Annotated in this window: 23 protein-coding genes and 1 riboswitch; of the genes, 20 read left to right on the top strand and 3 right to left on the bottom strand. The window is 43.4% G+C overall.

Translation table 11 applies throughout. From position 1 onward, the window contains the following. On the top strand, nt 1-1,618 hold a 1,618-nt coding region (locus tag HP456_RS04460), incomplete at its 5' end, for a potassium/proton antiporter (protein WP_172248804.1). 16 nt (nt 1,619-1,634) lie between these two features. Here HP456_RS04460 and HP456_RS04455 read toward each other — a convergent pair. From HP456_RS04455 to HP456_RS04445, 3 genes are all read right to left on the bottom strand, one after another. Next, the gene (locus HP456_RS04455; RefSeq protein WP_172248803.1) at nt 1,635-2,582 is read right to left on the bottom strand and encodes a bile acid:sodium symporter family protein; all 948 of its coding nucleotides are present in this window, start codon (nt 2,580-2,582) and stop codon (nt 1,635-1,637) included. A 194-nt stretch (nt 2,583-2,776) separates the two neighbouring features. Next, nucleotides 2,777-3,406: a YczE/YyaS/YitT family protein gene (locus HP456_RS04450; RefSeq protein WP_246288730.1), complete on the bottom strand. Its 630-nt coding sequence runs from the start codon at nt 3,404-3,406 to the stop codon at nt 2,777-2,779. Nucleotides 3,407-3,915: 509 nt separating this feature from the next. Further along, nucleotides 3,916-4,050, bottom strand: a complete 135-nt coding sequence (locus HP456_RS04445) for a YuzL family protein (protein ID WP_172248802.1) — start codon at nt 4,048-4,050, stop codon at nt 3,916-3,918. 275 nt (nt 4,051-4,325) lie between these two features. On the opposite strand from HP456_RS04445, the gene HP456_RS04440 reads away from it, so the two are divergent. From HP456_RS04440 to sufB, 19 genes are all read left to right on the top strand, one after another. Next, nucleotides 4,326-6,710 (top strand): 3-hydroxyacyl-CoA dehydrogenase/enoyl-CoA hydratase family protein, encoded by a 2,385-nt coding sequence (locus HP456_RS04440; protein ID WP_172248801.1) that lies wholly within the window; start codon nt 4,326-4,328, stop codon nt 6,708-6,710. A 36-nt stretch (nt 6,711-6,746) separates the two neighbouring features. Further along, nucleotides 6,747-7,925: an acetyl-CoA C-acetyltransferase gene (locus HP456_RS04435; RefSeq protein WP_172248800.1), complete on the top strand. Its 1,179-nt coding sequence runs from the start codon at nt 6,747-6,749 to the stop codon at nt 7,923-7,925. A 72-nt stretch (nt 7,926-7,997) separates the two neighbouring features. Continuing rightward, nucleotides 7,998-9,782, top strand: coding sequence for an acyl-CoA dehydrogenase FadE (locus HP456_RS04430; protein WP_172248799.1), 1,785 nt, complete (start codon nt 7,998-8,000; stop codon nt 9,780-9,782). A gap of 941 nt (nt 9,783-10,723) precedes the next feature. Next, a complete protein-coding gene (locus HP456_RS04425) occupies nt 10,724-11,080 on the top strand; it encodes an arsenate reductase family protein (RefSeq protein ID WP_172248798.1) in 357 nt (118 codons plus the stop codon). Between the two features lie 145 nt (nt 11,081-11,225). Beyond that, nucleotides 11,226-11,609 carry a glycine cleavage system protein GcvH gene (gcvH, locus tag HP456_RS04420; protein ID WP_172248797.1) on the top strand — a complete coding sequence of 128 codons (384 nt, stop codon included), beginning with the start codon at nt 11,226-11,228 and terminating at the stop codon, nt 11,607-11,609. A gap of 94 nt (nt 11,610-11,703) precedes the next feature. Further along, a complete protein-coding gene (locus HP456_RS04415) occupies nt 11,704-11,940 on the top strand; it encodes a YusG family protein (RefSeq protein ID WP_172248796.1) in 237 nt (78 codons plus the stop codon). A gap of 265 nt (nt 11,941-12,205) precedes the next feature. Beyond that, nucleotides 12,206-12,568, top strand: coding sequence for a toprim domain-containing protein (locus HP456_RS04410; RefSeq protein WP_172248795.1), 363 nt, complete (start codon nt 12,206-12,208; stop codon nt 12,566-12,568). 41 nt (nt 12,569-12,609) lie between these two features. Beyond that, entirely contained in the window at nt 12,610-12,894 is a 285-nt protein-coding gene (locus HP456_RS04405; RefSeq protein WP_312857731.1) for a thioredoxin family protein, read from the top strand. A 253-nt stretch (nt 12,895-13,147) separates the two neighbouring features. Beyond that, entirely contained in the window at nt 13,148-13,504 is a 357-nt protein-coding gene (locus HP456_RS04400; protein WP_172248794.1) for a hypothetical protein, read from the top strand. A gap of 114 nt (nt 13,505-13,618) precedes the next feature. Beyond that, a riboswitch (SAM riboswitch) is annotated at nt 13,619-13,725 on the top strand. 159 nt (nt 13,726-13,884) lie between these two features. Then, nucleotides 13,885-14,907, top strand: a complete 1,023-nt coding sequence (locus HP456_RS04395; RefSeq protein ID WP_172248793.1) for a methionine ABC transporter ATP-binding protein — start codon at nt 13,885-13,887, stop codon at nt 14,905-14,907. Further along, complete coding sequence (locus tag HP456_RS04390; RefSeq protein WP_172248792.1) at nt 14,904-15,572, top strand: methionine ABC transporter permease; 669 nt, start codon at nt 14,904-14,906, stop codon at nt 15,570-15,572. Before HP456_RS04395 ends, HP456_RS04390 begins: the two co-directional genes overlap by 4 nt. 15 nt (nt 15,573-15,587) lie before the next feature. Further along, nucleotides 15,588-16,409, top strand: coding sequence for a MetQ/NlpA family ABC transporter substrate-binding protein (locus HP456_RS04385; protein WP_172248791.1), 822 nt, complete (start codon nt 15,588-15,590; stop codon nt 16,407-16,409). Nucleotides 16,410-16,666: 257 nt separating this feature from the next. Further along, entirely contained in the window at nt 16,667-17,032 is a 366-nt protein-coding gene (locus HP456_RS04380) for a carboxymuconolactone decarboxylase family protein (protein ID WP_172248805.1), read from the top strand. 588 nt (nt 17,033-17,620) lie between these two features. Beyond that, nucleotides 17,621-17,779 (top strand): YuzK family famiily protein, encoded by a 159-nt coding sequence (locus tag HP456_RS25770; protein ID WP_512698730.1) that lies wholly within the window; start codon nt 17,621-17,623, stop codon nt 17,777-17,779. Between the two features lie 381 nt (nt 17,780-18,160). Continuing rightward, a complete protein-coding gene (gene sufC, locus HP456_RS04370; RefSeq protein ID WP_172248790.1) occupies nt 18,161-18,946 on the top strand; it encodes a Fe-S cluster assembly ATPase SufC in 786 nt (261 codons plus the stop codon). A 17-nt stretch (nt 18,947-18,963) separates the two neighbouring features. Beyond that, nucleotides 18,964-20,274 carry a Fe-S cluster assembly protein SufD gene (gene sufD, locus HP456_RS04365; protein ID WP_172248789.1) on the top strand — a complete coding sequence of 437 codons (1,311 nt, stop codon included), beginning with the start codon at nt 18,964-18,966 and terminating at the stop codon, nt 20,272-20,274. Next, nucleotides 20,274-21,503, top strand: coding sequence for a cysteine desulfurase (locus HP456_RS04360; protein ID WP_172248788.1), 1,230 nt, complete (start codon nt 20,274-20,276; stop codon nt 21,501-21,503). Before sufD ends, HP456_RS04360 begins: the two co-directional genes overlap by 1 nt. Further along, complete coding sequence (sufU, locus tag HP456_RS04355) at nt 21,493-21,933, top strand: Fe-S cluster assembly sulfur transfer protein SufU (protein WP_172248787.1); 441 nt, start codon at nt 21,493-21,495, stop codon at nt 21,931-21,933. Before HP456_RS04360 ends, sufU begins: the two co-directional genes overlap by 11 nt. A 40-nt stretch (nt 21,934-21,973) precedes the next feature. After that, complete coding sequence (sufB, locus tag HP456_RS04350) at nt 21,974-23,371, top strand: Fe-S cluster assembly protein SufB (protein ID WP_172248786.1); 1,398 nt, start codon at nt 21,974-21,976, stop codon at nt 23,369-23,371. Nucleotides 23,372-24,714 lie beyond the last annotated feature (1,343 nt).

The raw sequence follows: 24,714 nt of genomic DNA, 5'->3' as shown, positions 1-24,714 counted from the left end.
TTTTGCCAAATTTTCCTCGAGTTTAGGGGTACCTTCTCTCATTCTCTTCATTGCTGTCGGTATGATCCTGAATACATATTTTTTCTTCGATAATGCACATATCACTCAATTCATCGGTACGATTGCCCTGATCATCATTCTGTTTGAAGGTGGACTTCAGACAAAGTGGAGCAGTGTGAAGAGTGTATACAAGCCATCGTTATCACTGGCTACCATCGGGGTGCTGGTGACAACCCTTTCTATCGGGGTTGCTGCAAAATTCATCCTTGACCTAAGCTGGCTTGAGGGCATGCTGTTCGGTGCCATCGTTGGTTCTACTGATGCTGCAGCTGTATTCTCGGTACTGGGCAATAAAAATATCAAACCAAAGATTTCATCCACATTGGAGGCAGAGTCAGGCAGTAACGATCCTATGGCCATTTTCCTGACCGTAGCATTTTTACAATTGATTCAATTTCCAGGCTTGAATCCGCTCAATCTTATTTTAAGTTTCTTCTGGCAGATGGGAATGGGGCTTGTGCTCGGTATTCTTTTCGGCCTGGCTTCTGTCTGGATCATAAATAGAATCAATCTCGATTCTTCAGGATTATACCCTGTCCTATCTGTGTCATTGGCGATCCTTACTTATGCGATGACATCCCTCCTTGATGCGAGCGGCCTGCTTGCTGTTTATGTCATGGCCATCATCTTAGGGAACCGGGAACTCACCTACCGTCAATCCATCATTCGATTCAACGAAGGATTTGCATGGATGCTGCAGATCGTCATGTTCATCCTGCTCGGTCTGCTCGTATTTCCACAGCACCTGCCGGGGATTGCGCTTCAGGGAATTCTGTTATCGATACTCCTGATCTTTGTGGCTAGGCCGCTGGGAGTCTATATCAGTCTTGCGCTCGGTAAAAGCTTTAATATGAAAGAGAAATTCTTCATTTCATGGGCAGGCCTCAAAGGGGCAGTTCCAATCGTACTTGCCACGTTTCCGATGGTAGCGGGAATCGAAAATAGCGAGATCATCTTCAATGTAGTGTTCTTCGTCGTCCTTTTATCCGCTTTGGTCCAAGGCACAACCATCACGCCGCTTGCAAATTATCTCAAGCTTTCCGGCAAGGACAAACCACCGCTCGCCCATACGATTGAATTAGTGAGCATTGGAAAAACCAATAATGAAATGATAGAAGTTCATATCAATGACGAAGCATATATAACCGGAATGGCCATCAAGGATATTGACCTTCCGGAAAAAACGTTGATTTCTGCCGTCATAAGGGAAAATGACCTGATAACGCCGACAGGAGACACAATCATAAAAGCTGATGATACGTTATATGTACTCGCAAGTAAAAGTCAAAGAAAGCATATTAACCATTTGCTGAATGCAAAGAAAGAACCTGGAGAGAGTATCAAACATGGACCTGGACAGAAGCAGGAGTGTAATGCAGCCCGCGAGCCTATACCGGGACTAAACGTAGAAAATGCAGCTGAGGTGCAGCCGGGATTTAATCAGAATGAGAAAAAGGACAACAGGCCGCAATCTGAATCGGACCGGGAAACGAATGCAGTCCAGGAACGGGAATCGGAAACCGAATCAAATGATAGCTCAGTAAAAAAGGACCAGTAATCAGGTCCTTTTTTTGTTATGCTTTCATCTTTATCTCTTGACGTTGGAACAAAAAGCCGAATAGGGAGGCGAGGACCTGCTGGAAGAGCATGCCGATCACGACCGGGACCGCAACAGCAGCCGGAAAATACTGTACAGCAATGACTGCCCCGGCACTGATGTTTCTCATTCCTCCGGTAAAAAGGAGGCTCGCTTTCGTCTCCCTCGATTGTTTGAGAAGCGTACCGAGGAGCCAAGCGATAGTGAATCCTGATATGGCAACGAACAGAACGACAAAAGCAATGAAAAAGAGCTTCCAGCTAAGATCCAGCAGATAAGGCGCGACAGCTGAACTGTTAATGGCTACCACAACCCCTATCCCGATTTTTGAAAAAGGGGAAAGTCGTCTGCCTACCGTGTCTTTGATGCTCCCTTTCGTCAGATGATTGCAGAGCATGCCGGTCAAGGATGGGATCACCACCATCCATAACAAACCACTCATGATACTCCAACTGTTCATTTCAACCTTCTGACCGACAATCATGGAGAGGCTGGCCGGGACGATGAACGGGGAAAGGATCGTATCGACTAGAATGATGGAAAGAGCGAGACCGATATTCCCTTTATAGATGGTTACCCAGACAAAGCTGGTTATCCCGGTAGGAATCACCATGGCAAGCAGTAATCCGGTAACCGTCATTCCATCTGAGGGAAATGCGATGCTCCCCATTCCGAAAGCCCAAAGCGGCATGATGATATGCAGGATCAGCAAGGCTGTCAACAGAGGAAGCGGAAATTTTAAAGTCCGCTGTAGTGAATTGAAATTCGAGCTCAGGCTGCCGGAGAAGGTCATAAAGGCAAATACCCAAGGTACGATGTAAGTGAAAGAAGATAAGTAATGAGCAAAAAATACACCGATCACAACCGCTGAAGGCGTGATGACCGGCATAAGTTTCTCCAGTTTTTTATTCAGAACATACAGCATACATTACGCTCCTAAATGAAATAGAATAATAGATTTATCATATCATTTTCCAGCTTGTATTTAATACAAAAAGGTCTGACGTTATCATGATGCCATTTCTTAGGCGTGAATATGAACGTAGAGGGGCAGCTGACTTCATGATCAGCTTTACAAAAAAAAAGGATGAAATCCACTGGATTTCATCCATTAACCGTTTAGTCAGTTGTGACAGCTGTTTTGGCAACTGACTTTTTCTCAAACAATTGCTCAAAAATTGGATACATGAACTGAACGACGAAGCCTAATAATACAGTCACCAGAATTGTACCAACTCCGATATCCCCTTTGAATAAGAATGCAAGCGACAAGGCAAATCCTTCGCTGATAATCCGAGAGTTGCGAAGATTCAAGCCGAATCTCGTATGAATGGCCACCATAAGTGTGTCCATCGGACTGGCAGGGAACTTGGCCTGCAAGTAAACCGCAACCCCTAGACCCACTGTCAGGATACCGATTCCAAGTGCGACGAATTGATTGAACATCATGACTGGAGCAAAATCAATTAAAATGATCAATAACCAGAAATCAATCAATAATCCAATGACGAAGATTGTCAACGTCGCCAACACATCGGGTCTTTTCTTCATAATAATGGCATTGAGGATGATCAGAACAATCCCGTTGATGAACACGGCAGTACCGACCGTGATATCAAACATCCTCGACTCGCCAACGGCAAGGGCATCCCATGCAGAGGCTCCAAGTCCGGCTTTTATAATCAACGATACACCCATTGTCAAAATGAACAATCCTATAGTAAAAAATGCTGACCTGCGAATCATCATTGTATTTCTCCCCTTATCTGTAAACGTTATCAAAAATAGCCGGCTGTCAACCTCCAGCTAGTAAAAGTAAGAGGTCTGACAACTTGGCGCAATACACTAAGTTTACTCGAAAACGTTGAGGGAAGCAAAGTTAATTTCTGCATTTCACTCTATTTGCTGCTCCCTATCTGTAAAACATTAAAGGAAGGAGCAGCAAGCGAATGAAGAGTTGTTGAACATGCACAAAGTTGAACGAACAATAATATTAAAGCGGTGCCCTCAGGCCGTGTTGACTCCTTACTGTAAGCAGAGATAACAAACACCTCATTACTGTTTAAGTCAGCATAAAATGAAATTTTTCAGCTTAATTCACCAACAACCAGTAGTAGGTTAAATAATTCCGCATAAATCTCCAAAAGACAGCGCAAAAGAAACCGTCCCGAACTCCATTCCAAAATATTCTCTTTCTTATTTGCAGACAAACTGCAAAAATAATCACAGGCGCCAATCAGGACACCTGTGATTATCCGTTATTGCTTCTTGTACTGATTATTTTGACTGTTTACTTTACCGCCGCCGTCTGCTTCTACAGTGGGACCCGCATCACCTTTTACGCTGGCCGCACTGATGCCTGCTCTTGAAGGATCTTTTTTGCGTTTTGCCATGAACATACACCTCCATTCATAAAATGTCCAAGAAAGAAGGAGTTTATGATTTTTTAATTCTTTTGTAAAATTTATTCATTTTTAAACGTTTAAATATTGCGATATTTTAGAAAATCCGATATATTAGAGGTAACAGAAACTCAATTGAGTCTTTTTTTTGAGTAAAAAATGAATGAGTATTCATTCAAAGTTGTCCAGAATCTTAAACAACTGCACATCCAACCAGAACGGTTGTCCAGAAAACATTATCAGTTCCAATAAAGGGGGAAATCACATTGACTCGCAGAATTCAGAAAGCAGCAGTGCTGGGATCAGGAGTTATGGGTTCGGGAATTGCCGCACATTTAGCGAATATCGGCATTCCGACAATGTTATTAGACATCGTACCACGTGAATTAACGGACGAAGATAAAGCAAAAGGCCTGACGGAAGAGAGCAGAGCGTTTCGCAGCAGATTAAGTGAAAACGCTTTAAAAAAACTATTGAAGCAAAAGCCTGCTCCTTTAACCTCTAAACAAAATCTGTCTCTGATTACAGCAGGGAACTTTGAAGATGATATGGAAAAAATCGGTGACTGCGACTGGATCATCGAAGTGGTCGTAGAGAATCTTGATATTAAGAAAAAGGTATTCGATCAGGTTGAAAAATACCGCAAACAGGGAAGCATCGTCAGCTCCAATACATCCGGGATTTCGGTTGAAGCGATGGCAGAGGACCGTTCTGAGGATTTCCAGAAGAACTTTCTAGGCACTCACTTCTTCAATCCGCCTCGTTATCTGAAGCTTCTTGAAGTGATTCCGACAGGGAAGACCGACACAGAGGTAGTGGAATTCATGAAAGTCTTCGGGGAAGATGTCCTTGGGAAAGGTGTTGTATTAGCGAAGGATACACCAAATTTCATCGCCAACAGGATTGGTACGTACGGCTTGCTGGTCACTGTACAGGAGATGCTTAAAGGCGGCTACAGTATAGGTGAAGTGGACTCCATCACTGGACCTGCGATCGGCAGACCGAAAAGCGCGACTTTCCGCACATTGGATGTAGTCGGACTTGATACATTCGCCCATGTTGCGAAGAACGTCTATGACCAGGTGGATGGTGAAGAAAAGAAAGTATTTGAAGTACCTGCTTTCATGCAGAAGATGCTTGAGAACGGCTGGCTGGGAAGCAAGAGCGGACAGGGGTTCTTCCTGAAGAAAGGGAAGGAAATTCTTGAATTAAATACAGATACCCTGGAATATCAGCCTCGTAAAAAGCTGAAAACAGCTTCCCTCGAAATGAGCAAGAATGAGAAGGGACTTCCAAATAAAATCAAATCCCTGGTGTATGCGAAGGATAAAGCAGGATCCCTTTTATGGAATATCTTATCACCCGTTCTGACTTATTCTGCACAGCTTCACGGGGAAATCGCGGATGACATCGTTGCTATCGACCGCGCGATGAAATGGGGATTCGGCTGGGAACTCGGACCTTTTGAAACGTGGGATGCCATTGGTGTCGAGATGTCTGTCGCACGAATGAAAGAAGAAGGGATAACCGTTCCTGAGTGGGTGGAAGAAATGCTCGATAAGGGACACACCCATTTTTATAAAGAAGAAAATGGTGAACTATATTTCTACCATAATGGAGAATTCAAACATTCGGAGCGCAACCCTAAAGTGATCGACTTGAAGCTTCTGAAGAAACAAGGAAAGCTGATCAAGAAAAACTCAGGTGCAAGTCTGATCGACATCGGGGACGGTGTGGCATTGCTTGAATTCCATTCACCGAATAACGCCATCGGCTTGGATATCATCCAGATGATCAATTTCGCGGTCGATGAAGTGGAGAAGGACTTCAAGGGACTTGTGATCGGAAATCAGGCGAAGAACTTCTGCGTAGGTGCCAACCTTGCGATGATCTTGATGGAAGCGCAGGATGATAATGTTTTTGAAATCGATATGGTCGTCCGTCATTTCCAGCAGGCGATGATGAAAATCAAGTATTCCTCGAAACCGGTTGTATCAGCACCGTTCGGCATGACCCTGGGCGGGGGAAGCGAAGTCTGCCTGCCGACAGCCCACATCCAGGCATCGATGGAGACGTATATGGGTCTTGTCGAAGTCGGAGTCGGATTGATCCCGGGCGGCGGCGGAAACAAGGAACTATATATGAAACATTTAGCGAACCTTCCAAACGGTGTGGAATTCGATCTGCAAAAGGTTGCGAACAAAGTATTTGAAACGATTGCCATGGCTAAGGTATCGACTTCAGGAGATGAAGCAAAGGACAACAACTTCCTGAATACAGCAGATGGAGTGAGCGTAAACGGCGACCACTTATTACATGATGCGAAACAGGCAGCCCTGTCGTTATACGAAAGAGGATACAAAGCGCCAATCCGTAAAAAGGTCCCGGTTGTAGGTGAAACGGGTTACGGCACATTGCTGCTGGGAGCACAGGCGATGTATCAATCAGGTTTCATTTCAGAACACGACCTCTTGATTGCCAAGAAACTGGCATATGTAATCGCCGGCGGAAAAGTGCCATTCGGAACAGAAGTGGATGAACAATACTTATTGGATCTTGAAAGAGAGGCATTCCTGAGTCTGATCGCCCAGCCGAAGTCACAGCAGCGGATGCAGCATATGCTCGTCAAAGGAAAGCCATTACGCAACTAGTATATATAAACCAATCCAGAAAGCGGGGGAAGCATCATGCGTGAAGCAGTCATAGTTGCTGGTGCAAGAACACCAGTCGGGAAATCAAGAAAAGGTTCACTGGCCGGAGTGAGGCCGGACGATCTTGGAGCACTTGTCGTAAAAGAAACATTGAAACGTGCGGGGAACTACGAAGGAAATATTGACGATTTGATTATCGGATGCGCTATGCCGGAAGCAGAACAGGGATTGAATATGGCACGTAACATCGGAGGACTTGCAGGACTGCCGAACTCGGTTCCTGCCATCACAATCAACCGTTACTGTTCGTCGGGGCTTCAGTCCATTGCCTATGCAGCAGAAAAAATCATGCTGGGACATTCAGACACTGCCATTGCCGGCGGAGCTGAATCCATGAGTCTTGTGCCCATGATGGGCCACGTCGTACGTCCAAACGCAAAGCTTGCTGAAACGGCACCGCAGTATTACATGAGCATGGGTCACACGGCAGAGGAAGTTGCGAAGAAATTCGGCGTCTCCCGTGAAGATCAGGATGCGTTTGCGGTGAGAAGCCACCAAAAAGCGGCGAAAGCGATTTCTGAAGGGAAATTCGATGAAGAAATCGTCCCGGTGGATGTTATCCAGAGATCAGTGAATGAAGAAAACAAGCTGGTTGAAAAAACGTTCCAGTTCTCTAAAGATGAAGGAGTACGTGCTTCAACGAGTCCTGAAGTCCTTGCGAAATTGCGTCCTGCATTTAATGTGAAAGGCTCGGTGACGGCAGGAAACTCTTCACAGACAAGTGACGGGGCAGCAGCCGTGATGGTAATGGATCGTGAAAAAGCCGATGGTCTCGGACTTCAGCCTATGGCAAAATTCAGAAGCTTTGCAGTTGCCGGGGTTCCGCCTGAGATCATGGGGATCGGTCCTGTTGAAGCTATCCCGCGTGCATTGAAAATGGCAGGTCTTGAATTGTCTGATATCGGATTATTCGAATTAAATGAAGCATTTGCTTCCCAATCTATTCAAGTCATTCGACAGCTGGGGATTGACGAAGACAAAGTAAACGTCAACGGAGGTGCCATCGCGCTTGGTCACCCGCTTGGCTGTACAGGAGCAAAATTGACCCTTTCTCTCGTCCACGAAATGAAGCGCCGCAATCAGCAATTCGGAATTGTCACAATGTGTATCGGCGGCGGAATGGGTGCAGCCGGGGTCTTTGAACTGATTGGTTAAAGTGTATCCACAGATTGAGACGGATCGTTCTGGTTCTCTCTTTCCAAAAAAAACGTTAAGGGGATGTCAAATATGGCAAATCAAACAGATAAATTGATAAAGGGTGGAAGTTTTTTAATTGAAGATGTGAACTTCGAGCAGGTATTCACACCGGAGGAATACACGGATGAGCAAAAAATGATTGCGAAAACGACTGAAGACTATGTTTTGAATGAAGTGGTTCCTGTAATTGATAATCTTGAAAACCATGAATTTGATCATTCAGTCCGTTTATTGAAAGAAGCAGGAGAAATTGGCCTTCTTGGAGCGGATGTACCCGAAGAATACGGCGGACTTGGCCTTGATAAAGTCAGCTCTGCATTGATCGCGGAAAAAATGTCCCGGGCAGGCGGATTTTCTATCTCTCACGGAGCTCACGTCGGAATCGGATCCCTTCCAATCGTTCTATTCGGGGACGAAGATCAAAAGCAAAAATATCTGCCTGCACTTGCAACAGGTGAAAAGCTTGCTGCCTACGCTTTAACAGAGCCAGGCTCAGGTTCGGATGCACTGGGTGCAAAAACGACAGCAAAACTGAACGAAGCGGGTACTCACTATATTTTAAACGGTGAAAAACAATGGATCACAAACTCAGCCTTCGCTGATGTATTCATTGTATATGCAAAGATAGACGGTGAACATTTCTCTGCATTCATCGTTGAAAAAGACTATCCAGGCGTATCGACAGGTCCTGAAGAGAAGAAAATGGGAATCAAGAGTTCATCCACACGAACATTGATCCTGGAAGATGCTGAAATTCCGGCCGAAAACCTTCTGGGTCAAGCAGGAAAAGGCCATATCATCGCCTTTAATATCTTGAATATCGGGCGTTACAAGCTCGGAGTGGGTGCAGTCGGAGCAAGTAAGCGCGCTTTTGAAGTAACCGTACAATATACAAATCAGCGTCAGCAGTTCAAGACACCGATTTCTTCTTTCAACTTGACGAAAGAGAAATTGGCGACAATGGCATCGAAATTATATGCAGCTGAAAGCTCCGTATATCGTACAGTGGGATTATTCGAAGACCGTATGAGTAAATTGACTGATGAAGAGGTTAAGAACGGGACAGAAGTGGCGAAGTCAATTGCTGAATATGCAATTGAATGTTCACTGAATAAATTCTTCGCTACAGAAGTACTCGACTACGTCGCAGATGAGGGTGTACAGCTGCACGGAGGTTACGGCTTCATGCAGGAATATGAAATCGAAAGGATATACCGCGACTCCCGTATCAATCGTATTTTCGAAGGTACAAACGAAATCAACCGCCTTCTTGTTCCAGGAACGTACCTGCGTAAAGCGATGAAAGGTGAATTGCCGCTGCTTCAAAAAGCGCAGGCTCTTCAGGAAGAACTAATGATGCTGATGCCGGAAGAAGTGGGCGACGAGCCATTGGCACAAGAAAAATACCTTGTGAAAAATGCAAAGAAAATAGGCTTGATGCTTGCTGGATTGGCTGCCCAGAAGTTCGGCAAAGCGCTTGAAAAAGAACAGGAAATCCTGGTGAACATCGCGGATATCGTATCAAATGCATATGCGATGGAATCAGCGGTCCTTCGTACAGAAAAGGCGCTGGAAAAAGCCGGGGCTGAAAAATCAAAACAAAAGCTTTTTTATACACAGATTTTCTGTCAGGAAGCGTTCAATGAAATCGAAGCTCATGCGAAAGAGACACTTGTGGCGACGGAACAAGGTGACACACTGCGCATGATGCTTTCAGCACTGCGAAAATTCACACGCCACACCCCGATCAACGTAATTGCGGTGAAGCGTGAAGCATCTGAGAAGCTCGTTGAAGCAGAGAAGTATGTCGTTTGATAAGTAATGTTTCGGGAAACAGACCTTCTTTAGACGGGGTCTGTTTTTTATTTGGGTTTTGTTGAAGGAGGCAAAGGAGACACATGCGAAAAGGAGGAGTTAAGCCAGGCGGAGGGAAAGAATATTCGACAAGCAGCACTATTATTAGTGAAAGTGGCAAAATAATCACCAAACTGGCACAATTAATATTAGTATATTAATCGTTCAGTTAAATAGCAGGATGTCAGCGGTTTATCGGGTAGTTTTTTTATAAGGAATTTTTCTTTTCTTGCACCTGAATGAATGTTTTTAAATTCTTTATTCTCATTTTTACTGCTTTTCACCTTTTTCAGCATAACTTTTCATTTTTCATACCAGGGATCAAAGTTAGACTGTCCTCGAATTCCTTCAATTCGCCTGTGAAATGATCACAAATATTGTCTGCAAAGTCCGGGATTGGATATAATGAAAGTTGAATGAAACAGAGGGTATCTGTATGACTCTTAAACAACTGCTTGGCCAAATAGAAGAGCACTGTGAATAAACCTTCTCTAAAAGAAGGGAAATCACGAAGACTGTCGAATGTAGTCTAGTGGATGAATAAATTTGCCTATCCCAGGTTGATGGATTTTTTTCGTTTCCTTTGTTTTGTAAAGTATAATAGTTTTAACCTGCTCCAGCTGTTGATTGGGGTGTAAGACAAAGATTCCTGCGGATGAATGGTTAATGTGAGACTTGTCCAGCTCTGGCACATTGGCGGCTAGAGGCTCGAGGTCATAAGTCAAGCAAGCCAAAAAGGCAAGGAGCGCCTTTCCGATTTGCCCGCCTTATGCTTGTCGCCTCTGGTCGAGCCGCCACGCCCGCAGGCTTGCCGAGGAGGATCGCGGGTCACCACCGGAAATCGAAGCTTTCACGGAAATCAACAACGGTGTTTAGAACCTGAATTGAAAGGTGGTGTAAACATGTCATTGACTTTTTATTCTTATCCAAATTGCGGAACGTGCCGAAAAGCAAAGAAATGGCTAGAGGACAATAACGCAGATTATAATGAAATACATATTGTTGAAAATCCCCCGTCAAAAGAAGAACTGAAAAGCCTTTATGAAACAAGCGGTTTGCCATTGAAAAAGTTCTTTAATACAAGCGGGAAGAAGTATCGTGAGCTTGGATTGAAGGATAAGGTGAATTCCGCTTCTGATGAGGAGCTGCTAGAGATTCTTTCCACAGACGGTATGCTGATCAAACGACCGCTCACCACGGATGGTTCGAAGGTGACAGTCGGATACAGAGAAGATACGTTTGAAGAGGCCTGGAAGTAAGTGCGTAATCATTGATATGAAGCGGAAATGGAAGGTCCTGTAACAGCATATAAAAAGTTTTGAATGAAACACTGCGTTTTCTTGCTTTTTTATTTAAAAGTGTGTCAATATTAGGTTGTATACCAAGTATTTGGAGGGATTTGAAATGAGTACACCGAAAGAACTTCGCTATTCTGAAGAACATGAGTGGGTCAAAACCGAAGGGGAAAAACTGCGTATTGGAATTACTGCGTTTGCGCAATCTGAACTTGGAGATATCGTATTCGTCGAACTGCCTGAAGTAGGCGACGAAGTGAAAGCTGATGAACCATTTGGAAGCGTCGAATCAGTTAAAACAGTTTCTGAGCTTTATGCACCAGTTTCAGGTAAAATCGTTGAAGTGAATGAAGAGCTTGCTGACAGCCCTGAATTTGTCAATGAATCTCCTTATGAAAAAGCTTGGATGATCATCGTTGAACCATCAGATGCTGGAGAAGTGGACAAGCTTATGACAGCAGAACAATATGAGGAAATGATTAACGAAGGGTAATGATTCCAAAACACCTTGAGGGTATTCTCTGGGTGTTTTGTTTTTCTTTTAGGGCATTCTAAATGCAGAAGACATTAAAGAAAGGATGACCCCGATGACTCTTGAACCAAAAAAGCTTGATGTTACCGAACGTGTGACTGGAAAACTGAAAAACGGGAATCTGGAATTGTATCTCGACAATCAGCCGATCGGCCGCATGGCAGTTCCCCTGACTGGAATCACCATGGAACCTAATTTTGAAACAAGTGAAGATAAAATTTTTCAGCATTACACCGCAACAGAAGGGTCTGAAGCACGCTATACGGACTGCGATGAGGGTGGATGGTGTTGATTTCACATGAAGGGTGGCAGGCTTCCTCCGGGCGGGACTGGCACCCTTTTGTCTATTTGCAGAATACCGAAGGATTGCGTGGGATATAAAGCTGCGGCCATGCGGCCATTAAACCCGGGCTGCTAACCGAAACCCTTCAAGTATCGGCCTTATCTCTTTCTATTTTAAATAAAAAATGAGAAGATATAAGTAAGTAGTGGACATCATCTCTAATAAATTGAATATACTATCCTAATCTTATTTTCTGAAAGATAAGGTGATGACAATGTTTGATAACGGTGATGAGAAAGTAATCATTGTAGAGGGCACGACGGATAAACGAAAAGTAGAGGGTATCATAAAAGAGCCCATTGAGATTATCTGCACAAATGGAACCATAAGCATTACGAAAATGGACGAACTGATTGATTCGTTAGAGCAGAGAGATGTTTATATTCTGGTGGATGCCGATCATGCAGGAGAAAAGCTTCGAAAACAATTCAAGCGGGAATTCCCGGAGGCAGAACACTTATATATCGACCGGATGTATAAAGAAGTGGCATCTGCTCCCGAATACCATTTGGCATCTGTACTGATTGGTGCAAATATTGATGTACACACGGAATACTTGGAAAAAAGGATGAGTTAACGTTGAATGAGGTAAGCAGTACCAGTTCGCTATATGATTCAATACACACACATGAGTTTACGGCCGTGTATCTTTACACGCCAATGTGTGGGACATGCCAGGTAGCAGGCAGAATGATGGAAGTCGTGAAAAAGCTTCCGCAATCCTTTCATTTTAATAAAGTCAATTTGAATTACTTACCACAGTTTGCAGAAGAGCAGGCGATCGAGAGTGTACCATGCTTACTTCTTTATAAAAATTCAAAAGAGAAGGAAAGGATCTATGCTTTCCAATCAGTTCCCTATTTATATGAGATGTTAAAGAAAACGGAGACCTTTTGTGAATAAAGGTCTTTTTTGTATAAATCAAGAGCTCTTCTTTTGAAAAACAATAAATAATCATCAAAAGCTTTCTACAAACTAGGACATATTTCTTGGGAAATGAAGGAGAAATTGCTCGGAATTTATATTCTGAATATTCAAAAACTGATTAATTCGACACGAAGACCTTTTCTGCCTAAAACCATGTCGAGAGAGATAAAAAGGATAAAAAACCCATTCGGAGAATTAAGTATGTAAGAAGATTCGCGGGAGGGTATTTATGAGAAATCTATTAGATAAGCTAATTGACCAATGTCATTCCAAGTACCATCTTCAGCTGTTATTTCCTTCAGACCCATTTATTCTTCAACTTGAATGTGAGAATCAGCGTTACACACTTTCTTTTTCGAATAAAGAGTGTTTCGTCGCGGAAGAGCTCAGTAACCTTGAACCTCAATTTGTCATTAAAGGCAGCGAGGAGATGATCACCACCGTTCTCGCAGGTCATGAGCTATTATCAAGGATGGCAGAAAGGGATCAATTGTCAGTAAAGGGAGGCTACCGCCCTCTGTTATTCGTCGAATCTGTGCTTTGGCTGACAAGGCCGATGTTGAAAGAACCTGTTGAAATATATTGAAAGCTTTAAAGTTCCGAAAAAAATAATTGACACACTGTATGTACGGTGATAGAATCACCTTTGTAGCAAATATTCTGAGACTTTACACTCACTAATTTAATATAGTTTGACTTACTCTTATTAAGAGTGGTGGAGGGAAGTGCCCTATGAAGCCCGGCAACCGTCAATGAAAATTGAAATGGTGCCAATTCACTCAAAGCTGATGCTTTGAAAGATAAGAGGAAGGATAGTCATATGATTATGCCTTTCTGCTTATCTGCGGAAAGGTTTTTTTATTGCCCGGATTTGATAGGACCGGCTGGAGCATGTTTTTATAAAGAAAAGCTATAATCCTCATTATAACGCTCTATTTACTCAGGGAAAGAAAGGTGACTGACAGCATGATTACGATCTCAGATGTAAAAAAAATATATCAATCAAAAACAGGGCCGATTTCAGCTGTTGACGGGGTTGACCTTTCCGTTTCGGAAGGTGAAATCTTTGGGGTGATCGGTTACAGCGGTGCGGGTAAAAGTACACTGATCCGGATGCTGAATGGACTGGAGGTTCCAACAGAAGGAACAATCGATGTGAACGGGCAGGCAGTTTCAAGTATCAAAGGCAGGAGGCTGCGTGAAGCAAGGCAGTCCATCGGAATGATCTTTCAGCACTTTAATCTATTATGGTCCAGAACTGTTCTGGAAAATATTCAATTCCCCTTGGAAATAGCGGGGGTGTCCAAAAGGGATCGGACACGGAGAGCAAATGAATTACTGGCGCTTGTCGGACTTGAAGGAAGAGGGGATGCCTATCCTTCACAACTGAGCGGGGGACAAAAGCAGCGTGTAGGAATCGCAAGGGCTCTCGCCAATAACCCGAGTGTGCTGTTGTGTGACGAAGCAACTTCTGCCCTTGATCCGCAGACGACAGATTCAATTCTTGATTTATTGGTGGATATCAATAAGCGTCTTGGATTGACCATTGTATTGATTACCCATGAGATGCATGTCATCCAGAAAATCTGTCACCGGGTCGCGGTGATGGAGGATGGGAAGGTTGCGGAACTTGGGGATGTTCTGGAAGTATTCCGTAATCCCAAGCAGCAAGTGACAAAACGTTTTGTAAAAGAAGTATCACAGGATCAGGATTCTGAAGAAGTGATTCAGGAGTTGATCAAGCAATACCCTACTGGAAAAGTATTGAAGTTCATTTTTGTAGGTGAGTCGACCGGGCAGCCTTTGATCACTTCGTTAATCAGGAGGTTCGATCTTGAAGTGAACATCCTGCAAGGACAGATTTCCCAGACGCAAAAAGGAGCATACGGCACTCTGTTTGTTCATTTGGACGGGCCAGAATCGCAGCTTAAGGAAGCTCTTCAGTTTGCTGAGAGTCAACAGGTGAAAGTGGAGGTGATGGCAGGATGATTGAAACGCTATTTCCAAATGTCGATTGGGAAAAAATGTGGGAAGCAACGTTAGAGACACTCTATATGACCGGGATGTCCGTCCTGATCACATTTGTATTAGGCATCATACTTGGAATCCTATTATTCCTGACATCCAAAGAAAATCTCTGGGAAAATAAGCTTACTTACACGGTTACGAGCTCTGTCGTAAATGTGTTCAGGTCGATTCCGTTCATCATACTGATCGTATTGCTGATCCCCTTCACGAAATTTTTATTGGATACGATCAGGGGAGCAAATGCCGCTTTGCCGGCTCTTATCATAGGGGCAGCACCGTTCTACGCCAGAATGGTCGAAATCGCCCTTAGAGAAGTGGATAAAGGTGTAATCGAAGCCGCCAAGGCGATGGGTGCAAAAACCAGCACGATCATCCTGAAGGTCCTGCTGCCGGAATCCATGCCCGCACTCATCTCGGGTATAACGGTTACAGCTATTGCGCTTGTAGGCTATACAGCGATGGCAGGAGTCATCGGTGCAGGAGGACTTGGAAACCTGGCTTATCTGGACGGGTTCCAGAGAAGCAGGGAAGACGTAACACTGGCGGCCACGATCATGATACTGATCGTTGTGTTTGCCATTCAAATCATAGGTGATTTCTTTACAAATAAATTAGACAAACGATAAGAGGAGAGAAAAAACATGAAAAAATGGGTAGCAGGAGTTATAGCAGCAACTAGTATTTTTGGATTGGCAGCATGCGGAAGTGATGCTGGATCGGAAAGCGATGAAAAGGAACTGGTCGTAGGTGCTTCAAATGTACCTCATGCTGAAATCCTTGAACAAGTGAAGCCGATTTTGGAAGAGAAAGGAATCAATTTGCAAATTGAGACCTATCAGGATTATATCCTTCCGAATAAAGACCTCGATAATGAAGACCTGGATGCGAACTATTTTCAAACCATCCCTTATATGGACTTGCAAATGAAGGAAAACGACTATGATTTCGTCAACGCAGGCGGAATCCATATCGAACCAATCGGGGTGTATTCCAAAAAGCATAAATCTTTAGATGAACTTCCGGAAGGTGCCACCATCTTAATGAGTAACTCAGTATCCGACCACGGCCGAATCCTTACCCTGTTGGAAAAGAAAGGGCTTATCAAATTAAAGGACGGAGTTGAAAATACACAGGCGCAGCTTGAAGACATAGAGGAAAATCCTCGAAATCTCAAATTCGATTATGAATATGAAGCAGCACTTCTTCCGCAAATGTATGAAAATGAAGAAGGGGACGCAGTGGTGATCAATTCCAACTATGCCATCGATGCCGGCCTGAAACCACTGGAAGACTCAATTGCTATAGAAGACACTGATTCTCCTTATGTGAATGTGATTTCGGTCAACAAAGGAGATGAAGATAAGGAAGAAGTGAAAGAGCTGGTTAAAGCCCTTCGTTCAAAAGAAATTCAGGAATTCATCAATGAAGAATGGGATGGAGCGGTAGTACCAGTATCAGAATAATGTCTAAGAATCTTTTCTGAAAATAAGCCTATCCTAAGCAACCCGGTGACTGGATCGGGTTGCTTTTATTCAGTTATGGGAAAGTAAAATTTCACTTTGAGACATGGCAGAGCTCCAGCGTCTGATCATTCGTGACCTGTCGGGGCTTTCGCTTTTCTTTTCATGCTGCGGCTGCACTAAATTCCTGACATAAACCTTTCCTGATTGGTTCATACTATCTTCGAAGAATCTATTCGAAAAAATGGAGTTGAAATATGATGCAAATAGAACCAAGAAATACAACTGAAGCCGCACTTCATGATTATAAAATGGGGCTTGGAATCTTCACGGAAAAAATGCCGGAGCTAGCACAGCATTACAATACATTCACTGAACACTGCTTCAGAGAAGGTGTCCTCACGAAAAAAGAAAAGCAGCTCATCGCCCTGGGTATCAGCCTCTATTCCCAAGATGAATACTGCATCATCTACCACACAAAGGGATGCATCGATGAAGGATGTTCCGAACAGGAAATACTTGAAGCGGTGGGGGTCACCGCAGCATTCGGCGGCGGAGCGGCAATGAGCCAGGCTGTGACACTAGTCCAGCAATCCGTTCAGGAAATTAACCAACTGAAGCAATAAACCAGACGAGAGGGGAATCACTCCCCTCGTTTTTAGTTTCTACTATAATATACATGACTTAATACCTGGTATTTAAGGCTCGAATTTAATAAACTTAAGTTCCTCATTTATGTCTTCATTGGATTTGTGAAAGCTTATAGTTGTTTATTAGCTCAGGCTCAGGTATGTCATAAGATAAATGATCCCAGAAGGTTAAAAGGCGCCAGCGAGGGAAATACCTCCTATGCTTGTCAGAAGCTGGACAGGAACCACCGCTTATTTTTTGACCCGTGACAAGCGAAGTCTTGTATGAGAATTAACAGGGGAATAAACAGACAAAACCTCCTTTAAAAACAATGTAAGCGCTTTATCTTTATACAAGCCTATGGATATTTACTAACTTACCTATTATTCGCCAGTATAATGGCGGAATTTTGTGAAAACTTAACGAAACCCTCCTGTTAAAATCTTCTGACGTTGTTTTATCAGAAAAAATGACCGAAAACGGGTTTTGTGTTCAGGATGAAGGGGTAGTATAGTTATAAATATAAAATTTGAAAGGAATGATTTATTATCGACTCTCTTGAGGGTTTGTCGTACACAAGTGAAATGGAAAAGGCGATGCATAGTGCCCATGGGATTGGATACGAGGTGTACAAACGAAAGCATGATGTCAGAATGCAAGTAGAAAAACAAAGAGAGCGGGATTATAAAGAAAGCCGGAGAATGATTGCGGCACTTGATAGAAAAGTGCATGCTCATATATAATAGACCTAAAGGAAAACCAGTGTTGAAACAGACACTGGTTTTTTTCTTGAATATGGCTTGAACCAGCTAAAACACTAAGTTGATGATAATACTTGGGGAGGAAATCAACTGCAGGAGAAATGAATTTTCAAATATGTAATTATTTCCTATTTATATAGGGACGAAACCGGACAACTTCCTTTGGCGTGAGTACCTGCATTTTTCATCAGTTTCATGTAAAGAATAGGAGAGTATTTGCAGGTCGGAAACACAATGGTCATGAGGTCTGAAAAAGTTGATAATACCTTTTATTTGTTATAAGATTGTAATGAGAATAAATTGAGAATGATGAAAGAATTTAATTCTTCCATTCATTTTATAAAGTCACGGAGGTAAATACACATGGCAGGTTCTACTTTAACAATTAAAGATCTTCATGTTGAAATTGAAGGAAAGGAAATCCTGAAAGGGGTTAACCTTGAAATTAAAGGTGGAGAAATCCACGCAGTAATGGGTCCGAATGGTACAGGTAAATCAACTTTATCTTCTGCTATCATGGGTCACCCGAAGTATGAAGTAACAAAGGGAAGCATTACTTTTGACGGGCAGGATGTACTTGAAATGGAAGTTGATGAGCGTGCTCAAGTTGGTCTGTTCCTTGCAATGCAGTATCCAAGTGAAATCAGCGGAGTAACGAATGCAGACTTCCTGCGTTCAGCAATCAACAGCCGTCGAGAAGAAGGCGATGAGATCTCGCTTATGAAATTTATCCGTAAAATGGATTCTGAAATGGAATACCTGGAAATGGATCCGGATATGGCACAGCGTTACTTAAATGAAGGTTTCTCAGGCGGTGAGAAAAAACGTAACGAAATCCTTCAATTGATGATGCTTCAGCCTAAGATCGCAATCCTTGACGAGATTGATTCCGGTCTTGATATTGATGCACTTAAAGTTGTATCGAAAGGAATCAACAAAATGCGCGGTGAAGATTTCGGATGCTTGATCATCACTCACTACCAGCGTCTTCTTAACTACATCACTCCAGACCGTGTACACGTAATGATGCAGGGGCGTGTTGTGAAATCAGGCGGTGCGGAACTCGCACAGCGTCTTGAGGCGGAAGGTTATGACTGGATTAAAGAAGAGCTGGGAATCAAAGACGAAACTGTTGGCCAAGAAGCGTAAGTGTTAGGGGGATAATAATGACTGCAGTAACGAAACTATCAGTAGATCAGGACTATGTCAGCTCCTACTCAAAGCAGCTTGGAGAGCCAGAATGGTTAACAACCCTTCGTACAGATGCCTTTAACAAAATGAAGGATCTTAGCCTTCCGGTTGCAGATAAAACGAAAATCACGAACTGGAATTTCACTTCTTTCAAGAAGCATACGGTTGAAAGTGATTCGTTCTCATCCTTGAGTGAGCTGCCAGAAGAAGTAAAAACACTAGTTGACTTAGACAGCAAAGATCAAAGCTTATATATACAACGCAATAACACACCGGCTTTTCTTTCTCTTTCAAATGAATTAAAAGACAGTGGTGTTATTTTCACGGATATTTTCACAGCGGCGAAAGAGCACAGCGACCTTGTTCAGAAGTATTTCATGACTGAAGGCGTGAAATCGGATGAACACAAGCTTACTGCACTTCATGCCGCATTGATGAATGGGGGAGCCTTCCTTTACATTCCGAAAAACGTAGAACTGAAAGACCCGATTCAAGCGGTATATGTTCACGATCATGCTGAAGTTGCTATGTTCAACCACGTATTGGTTGTAGCAGAAGACAACAGCTCAGTGACATATGTAGAAAACTATATTTCTACAACAGACGTTGAAGATGGTGTATACAACATCGTAACGGAAGTGGTTGCAAACAATAACGCTAAAGTTGCCTACGGAGCGGTAGACAACCTTGCAAGCGGATTGACCACATATGTGAACCGCCGCGGTGTCGCAGCCAGGGATGCACGTATTGAGTGGGCTCTTGGCTTGATGAATGATGGAGACACAGTTTCCGAGAACGTAACGAACCTGATCGGTGACGGTTCTTATGGTGATACCAAAACAGTCGTGGTCGGTCGGGGCAAACAAAAGCAGAATTTCACGACTAAAGTTGTTCACTTCGGAAAAAATTCTGAAGGCTACATCTTGAAGCATGGAGTCATGAAAGATGAAGCATCTTCTATCTTTAACGGTATCGGAAAAATTGAACAGGGTGCTTCCAAGTCTAATGCAGAGCAGGAATCCCGTGTATTAATGCTCAGTGAAAAAGCACGGGGGGATGCGAATCCGATTCTTCTGATCGATGAAGATGACGTAACAGCAGGTCACGCAGCCTCAGTGGGCCGCGTCGATCCGCTTCAGCTTTATTATCTGATGAGCCGCGGTATTCCGCAAAAAGAAGCAGAACGACTTGTTATTCACGGATTCCTTGCTCCTGTCGTTAACCAATTGCCGATTGAAGGAGTTAAGAAGCAGCTCGTCGAGGTAATTGAAAGGAAAGTAAACTAATGGATGTCAAAGAGATTCGTAAACATTTTCCGATTCTCGACCAGGAAGTGAATGGCCATCCTCTCGTTTATTTAGACAGTGCAGCAACATCTCAAAAGCCTGTTCAGGTAATTGATGCAATAAATGATTATTATCGCGGCTATAATTCGAATGTTCACCGCGGAGTCCATACCCTTGGAACGAGGGCAACTGATGGTTATGAAGGAGCACGTGAAAAGGTTCGTAAATTCATCAATGCCTCCACAACTCAAGAGGTGATTTTCACACGTGGAACGACGACTGCAATCAATACCGTCGCAGCCAGCTACGGACGCGCCAATCTGGGTGCAGGCGACGAAATCGTCATTACTCACATGGAGCACCACAGCAATGTCATTCCTTGGCAGCAGCTTGCCAAAGAAACAGGGGCTGTATTAAAATATGTTCCACTTCAAGAAGATGGAACGCTCACGCTGGAAGATGTAAAAGAAACTGTTACTGCTCAAACGAAAATCGTATCGATCACAATGGTATCGAACGTACTTGGTACGATGAATCCAATCAAGGAAATCGCGAAAATCGCCCATGACCAAGGCGCAGTCATGGTAGTGGATGGTGCGCAGGCTGCACCTCACATGAAAATCGATGTTCAAGACCTTGACTGTGATTTCTTCGCTTTTTCCGGCCATAAAATGGTAGGACCTACCGGTATCGGTGTCCTTTACGGGAAGAAGAAGCACCTGAACAAGATGGAACCGATCGAATTCGGCGGAGAAATGATTGACTTCGTCGGTCTTCAGGAATCCACTTGGAAAGAGCTTCCTTGGAAGTTTGAAGGCGGCACTCCGATCATTGCGGGAGCAATTGGTCTCGGAGCTGCGATTGATTTCCTTGAAGATATCGGATTGGACAATATCGAAGCTTATGAGCATAAGCTTGCAGAATATGCTTTGAATAAAATGAATGAAGTCGAAGGGATGACCATTTATGGTCCGAAAGATCCCGGTCAACGTGCGGGTCTCGTTACCTTCAATATTCATGATGTCCATCCACATGATCTCGCCACTGTACTTGATGCGGAAGGAATTGCTATCCGTGCGGGTCACCATTGTGCACAGCCTCTCATGAAATGGCTGAATGTCTCGGCGACTGCACGTGCCAGCTTCTACCTGTATAATACAGAAGAAGATATTGATAAACTTGTTGCAGGCCTAGTGAAGACAAAGGAGTTTTTCAGCGATGTCTTTTAATAACTTAGATCAGCTGTACAGACAAGTCATCATGGACCATTACAAGAATCCGCGTAATAAAGGGTCTTTGGAAGATGGCAGTTTTACAATCGATATGAATAACCCGACCTGCGGGGACCGTATTCACTTGACACTGAAAGTGGAGGACGGCATTGTTCAGGACGCCAAGTTTGACGGAGAAGGGTGTTCAATCTCGATGGCATCTGCATCCATGATGACACAAATTGTAAAAGGCAAGGAAATTGACGAAGCCTTGAAGCTATCGAAGATTTTTTCTGATATGATGCAAGGAAACGACTATGATGAAGATGTGGATTTAGGAGATATTGAAGCACTTCAGGGAGTCGCTAAATTCCCTGCCCGCATTAAATGTGCGACCCTGGCATGGAAAGCGATGGAAAAAGGAGTAAAAGAAGAAGAGCAGGAGTAAGCTCTTCTTCGGTACTCTATCAAAGAATGGAGGAATCGACATGGCAAAGAAGATGCCTGAGATCGGGGATTATAAATACGGTTTTAGCGATAAAGACGTATCAATTTTCCGTTCAAAACGTGGTTTGACGCGTGAGATTGTAGAAGAAATCTCCCGCATGAAGGAAGAGCCTCAATGGATGCTTGATTTCCGTTTGAAGTCACTTGACCATTTTTATAACATGTCAATGCCACAATGGGGCGGCGACTTACAAGAACTGAACTTTGATGACATTACGTACTACGTAAAGCCATCAGAGAAATCAGAGCGCAGCTGGGATGAAGTACCTGAGGAAATCAAACAGACGTTTGATAAATTGGGTATTCCAGAAGCTGAGCAAAAGTATCTTGCCGGGGTATCTGCCCAGTACGAATCTGAGGTTGTTTACCACAACATGCAAGAAGATCTTGAAAATATGGGAATCGTATTCAAAGATACAGATTCTGCCCTTAAAGAAAATGAAGAGCTTTTCCGCGAGCATTGGGCAAAAGTTATCCCGCCGACGGATAACAAGTTTGCTGCACTGAACTCTGCGGTATGGTCAGGTGGATCATTCATCTATGTGCCTAAAGGTATTAAGGTTGATACGCCGCTGCAAGCGTACTTCCGTATCAACTCTGAGAATATGGGTCAATTCGAACGTACATTGATCATTGTTGATGAAGGCGCAAGCGTACACTATGTAGAAGGGTGTACAGCACCTGTCTACACAACGAACTCGCTTCACTCAGCGGTTGTTGAAATCATCATCAAAAAAGATGCGTACTGCCGTTACACGACGATTCAAAACTGGGCGAACAACGTATTCAACCTGGTAACGAAGCGTGCTGTGTGTGAAGCGAACGCAACGATGGAATGGGTGGACGGGAACATCGGATCTAAACTTACGATGAAATATCCGGCTGTCATCCTAAAAGGAGAAGGCGCCCGCGGCATGACTCTTTCCATCGCGTTAGCAGGTAAAGGTCAGCACCAGGACGCAGGAGCTAAGATGATTCACTTGGCGCCGAACACTTCTTCAACCATCGTCTCGAAGTCGATCTCCAAACACGGCGGTAAAGTAACATACCGCGGGATCGTTCACTTCGGACGCAAAGCGGAAGGCGCACGCTCTAACATCGAGTGTGACACGCTGATCATGGATAATCAGTCCACTTCCGATACGATTCCTTACAACGAAATTCTTAACGACAATATCTCGTTGGAACACGAAGCGAAGGTATCGAAAGTATCTGAAGAACAATTATTCTATCTGATGAGCCGCGGTATTTCAGAGGAAGAAGCAACAGAAATGATCGTAATGGGCTTCATCGAGCCATTCACGAAAGAACTTCCTATGGAATATGCAGTTGAAATGAACCGCCTCATCAAGTTCGAGATGGAAGGTTCTATTGGATAATACCTGAAAAAGTATTATGTAAATGATTTTAAGGTGAAGAAGGCGGACTTTTTAAGTTCGCCTTCTTCTATTTTCAGGCAATGTTCAGGATAGATTTCACTTGTATTGTTATTTTTCGATTCATGACTAATGTTCAGAAAAGTTAAGTACTTGCCGCATAGATCAAAGTAAAAAAGAGGGTGGCCCCAAAAAATAAGGATCCCCTCTTTTATATTAGAATTTACTAGAACCAACAGTTGTTATTTCGTTGTCTGCGGCAGCCATTGTCATGTCTTCTATCATCTGCATCATCAAGAAGATCTGAGAGACAGCGTCTTACCCCTCTGCAAAAGTCTCTACCATCAATATGGCTGTGAACCTTTACTTTGAAATTGTTATCATCAAAGTCTCCACCAACGTTATTTCTTCTATTTCCACACATACATTTCACCCCCTTTATTGCTAAATTGCTTTACGCTTTATTTTATGCTCGTCCACACTAATTGAGAGAGTAGATTGCCTACTATGCTGTTAATTGTGCTTCTATCCAGTAAAAAGAGATTTTAATACCATCCAAATGGACTTTATTTTGACGCAAATTAAAAAGAGGCTGGGACAAAAGTGTTTTAGCCTAAGAAAAACCCGAACTAAACTGCCTTCTAACAGGCAAATTAGTTCGGGTTATTATTTTATTCAATGTACCCTTAAGTTTTAGAACTTTCCAGCGGTTGATTGGAGTGCAAGACGAAGACTCCTGCGGGGAGAGTAGCATATTAGAAAAGCGGATGGGCTTTGCTCAGAGGCGGGGTGCATAAGACGAATCGTCCTGGAAGGCGCACTTTGCCTTCTTGGCCGGTTTGGCTTATGTCATGTGCCTCTAAGCCCTGCAGCTAGACAAGTGAGACCCCACAGGAGCGAACGCGACGAGGAGGCTCACGGGCTACCCGCGGAAAGCGAAGTCTTGCACGGAAATCATTAGCGGTATTAAGAACATACGCTGAAATTGTTCGTCTATATATCGTGGTTTATTAGTTTTGTCCCAGCCTCTATTTATGCAATGGGGATTCTATTTATCCATCTCTACTAAATAATTTAAGGGTCTTATATATCAGCTAACTTCGTAAAATATAGATGTCATTCTTTGAAGATGTGTCTTGGTAAGAATCCTTGCAAATTCAATTCGTGGACGAACTTCTGTGAACCGTTGTCGTATATTGTTTCTCCATTGAAAACTAATCGTATCTTTCTATAAAAGAATTCTTTAATTTAGGTTTACAAAAGGAAATAGTGGATATAAAACAAGTAGGATTGGCTATCCTACTTTTAGCATACATAATTCTTTCCGGAGAAGGACTGGATAATGA

The sequence above is a fragment of the Bacillus haikouensis genome (assembly GCF_013179555.1).
In the GTDB taxonomy this organism is placed as follows: Bacteria; Bacillota; Bacilli; order Bacillales; family Bacillaceae_B; genus Rossellomorea; species Rossellomorea haikouensis_A.
The sequence above is the reverse complement of the archived record's forward strand: the minus strand, read 5'-3'. Positions and strand labels throughout refer to the sequence as shown.

Excerpts from the sequence above, each read along its gene's own strand:
- HP456_RS04455 (WP_172248803.1), bottom strand. The coding sequence starts at position 2,582 with ATGCTGTATGTTCTGAATAAAAAACTGGAGAAACTTATGCCGGTCATC.
- HP456_RS04450 (WP_246288730.1), bottom strand. The coding sequence starts at position 3,406 with ATGATGATTCGCAGGTCAGCATTTTTTACTATAGGATTGTTCATTTTG.
- HP456_RS04445 (WP_172248802.1), bottom strand. The coding sequence starts at position 4,050 with ATGGCAAAACGCAAAAAAGATCCTTCAAGAGCAGGCATCAGTGCGGCC.
- HP456_RS04435 (WP_172248800.1), top strand. The coding sequence starts at position 6,747 with ATGCGTGAAGCAGTCATAGTTGCTGGTGCAAGAACACCAGTCGGGAAA.
- HP456_RS04430 (WP_172248799.1), top strand. The coding sequence starts at position 7,998 with ATGGCAAATCAAACAGATAAATTGATAAAGGGTGGAAGTTTTTTAATT.
- HP456_RS04425 (WP_172248798.1), top strand. The coding sequence starts at position 10,724 with ATGTCATTGACTTTTTATTCTTATCCAAATTGCGGAACGTGCCGAAAA.
- gcvH (WP_172248797.1), top strand. The coding sequence starts at position 11,226 with ATGAGTACACCGAAAGAACTTCGCTATTCTGAAGAACATGAGTGGGTC.
- HP456_RS04415 (WP_172248796.1), top strand. The coding sequence starts at position 11,704 with ATGACTCTTGAACCAAAAAAGCTTGATGTTACCGAACGTGTGACTGGA.
- HP456_RS04410 (WP_172248795.1), top strand. The coding sequence starts at position 12,206 with ATGTTTGATAACGGTGATGAGAAAGTAATCATTGTAGAGGGCACGACG.
- HP456_RS04400 (WP_172248794.1), top strand. The coding sequence starts at position 13,148 with ATGAGAAATCTATTAGATAAGCTAATTGACCAATGTCATTCCAAGTAC.
- HP456_RS04395 (WP_172248793.1), top strand. The coding sequence starts at position 13,885 with ATGATTACGATCTCAGATGTAAAAAAAATATATCAATCAAAAACAGGG.
- HP456_RS04390 (WP_172248792.1), top strand. The coding sequence starts at position 14,904 with ATGATTGAAACGCTATTTCCAAATGTCGATTGGGAAAAAATGTGGGAA.
- HP456_RS04385 (WP_172248791.1), top strand. The coding sequence starts at position 15,588 with ATGAAAAAATGGGTAGCAGGAGTTATAGCAGCAACTAGTATTTTTGGA.
- HP456_RS04380 (WP_172248805.1), top strand. The coding sequence starts at position 16,667 with ATGCAAATAGAACCAAGAAATACAACTGAAGCCGCACTTCATGATTAT.
- HP456_RS25770 (WP_512698730.1), top strand. The coding sequence starts at position 17,621 with ATGGAAAAGGCGATGCATAGTGCCCATGGGATTGGATACGAGGTGTAC.
- sufC (WP_172248790.1), top strand. The coding sequence starts at position 18,161 with ATGGCAGGTTCTACTTTAACAATTAAAGATCTTCATGTTGAAATTGAA.
- sufD (WP_172248789.1), top strand. The coding sequence starts at position 18,964 with ATGACTGCAGTAACGAAACTATCAGTAGATCAGGACTATGTCAGCTCC.
- HP456_RS04360 (WP_172248788.1), top strand. The coding sequence starts at position 20,274 with ATGGATGTCAAAGAGATTCGTAAACATTTTCCGATTCTCGACCAGGAA.
- sufU (WP_172248787.1), top strand. The coding sequence starts at position 21,493 with ATGTCTTTTAATAACTTAGATCAGCTGTACAGACAAGTCATCATGGAC.
- sufB (WP_172248786.1), top strand. The coding sequence starts at position 21,974 with ATGGCAAAGAAGATGCCTGAGATCGGGGATTATAAATACGGTTTTAGC.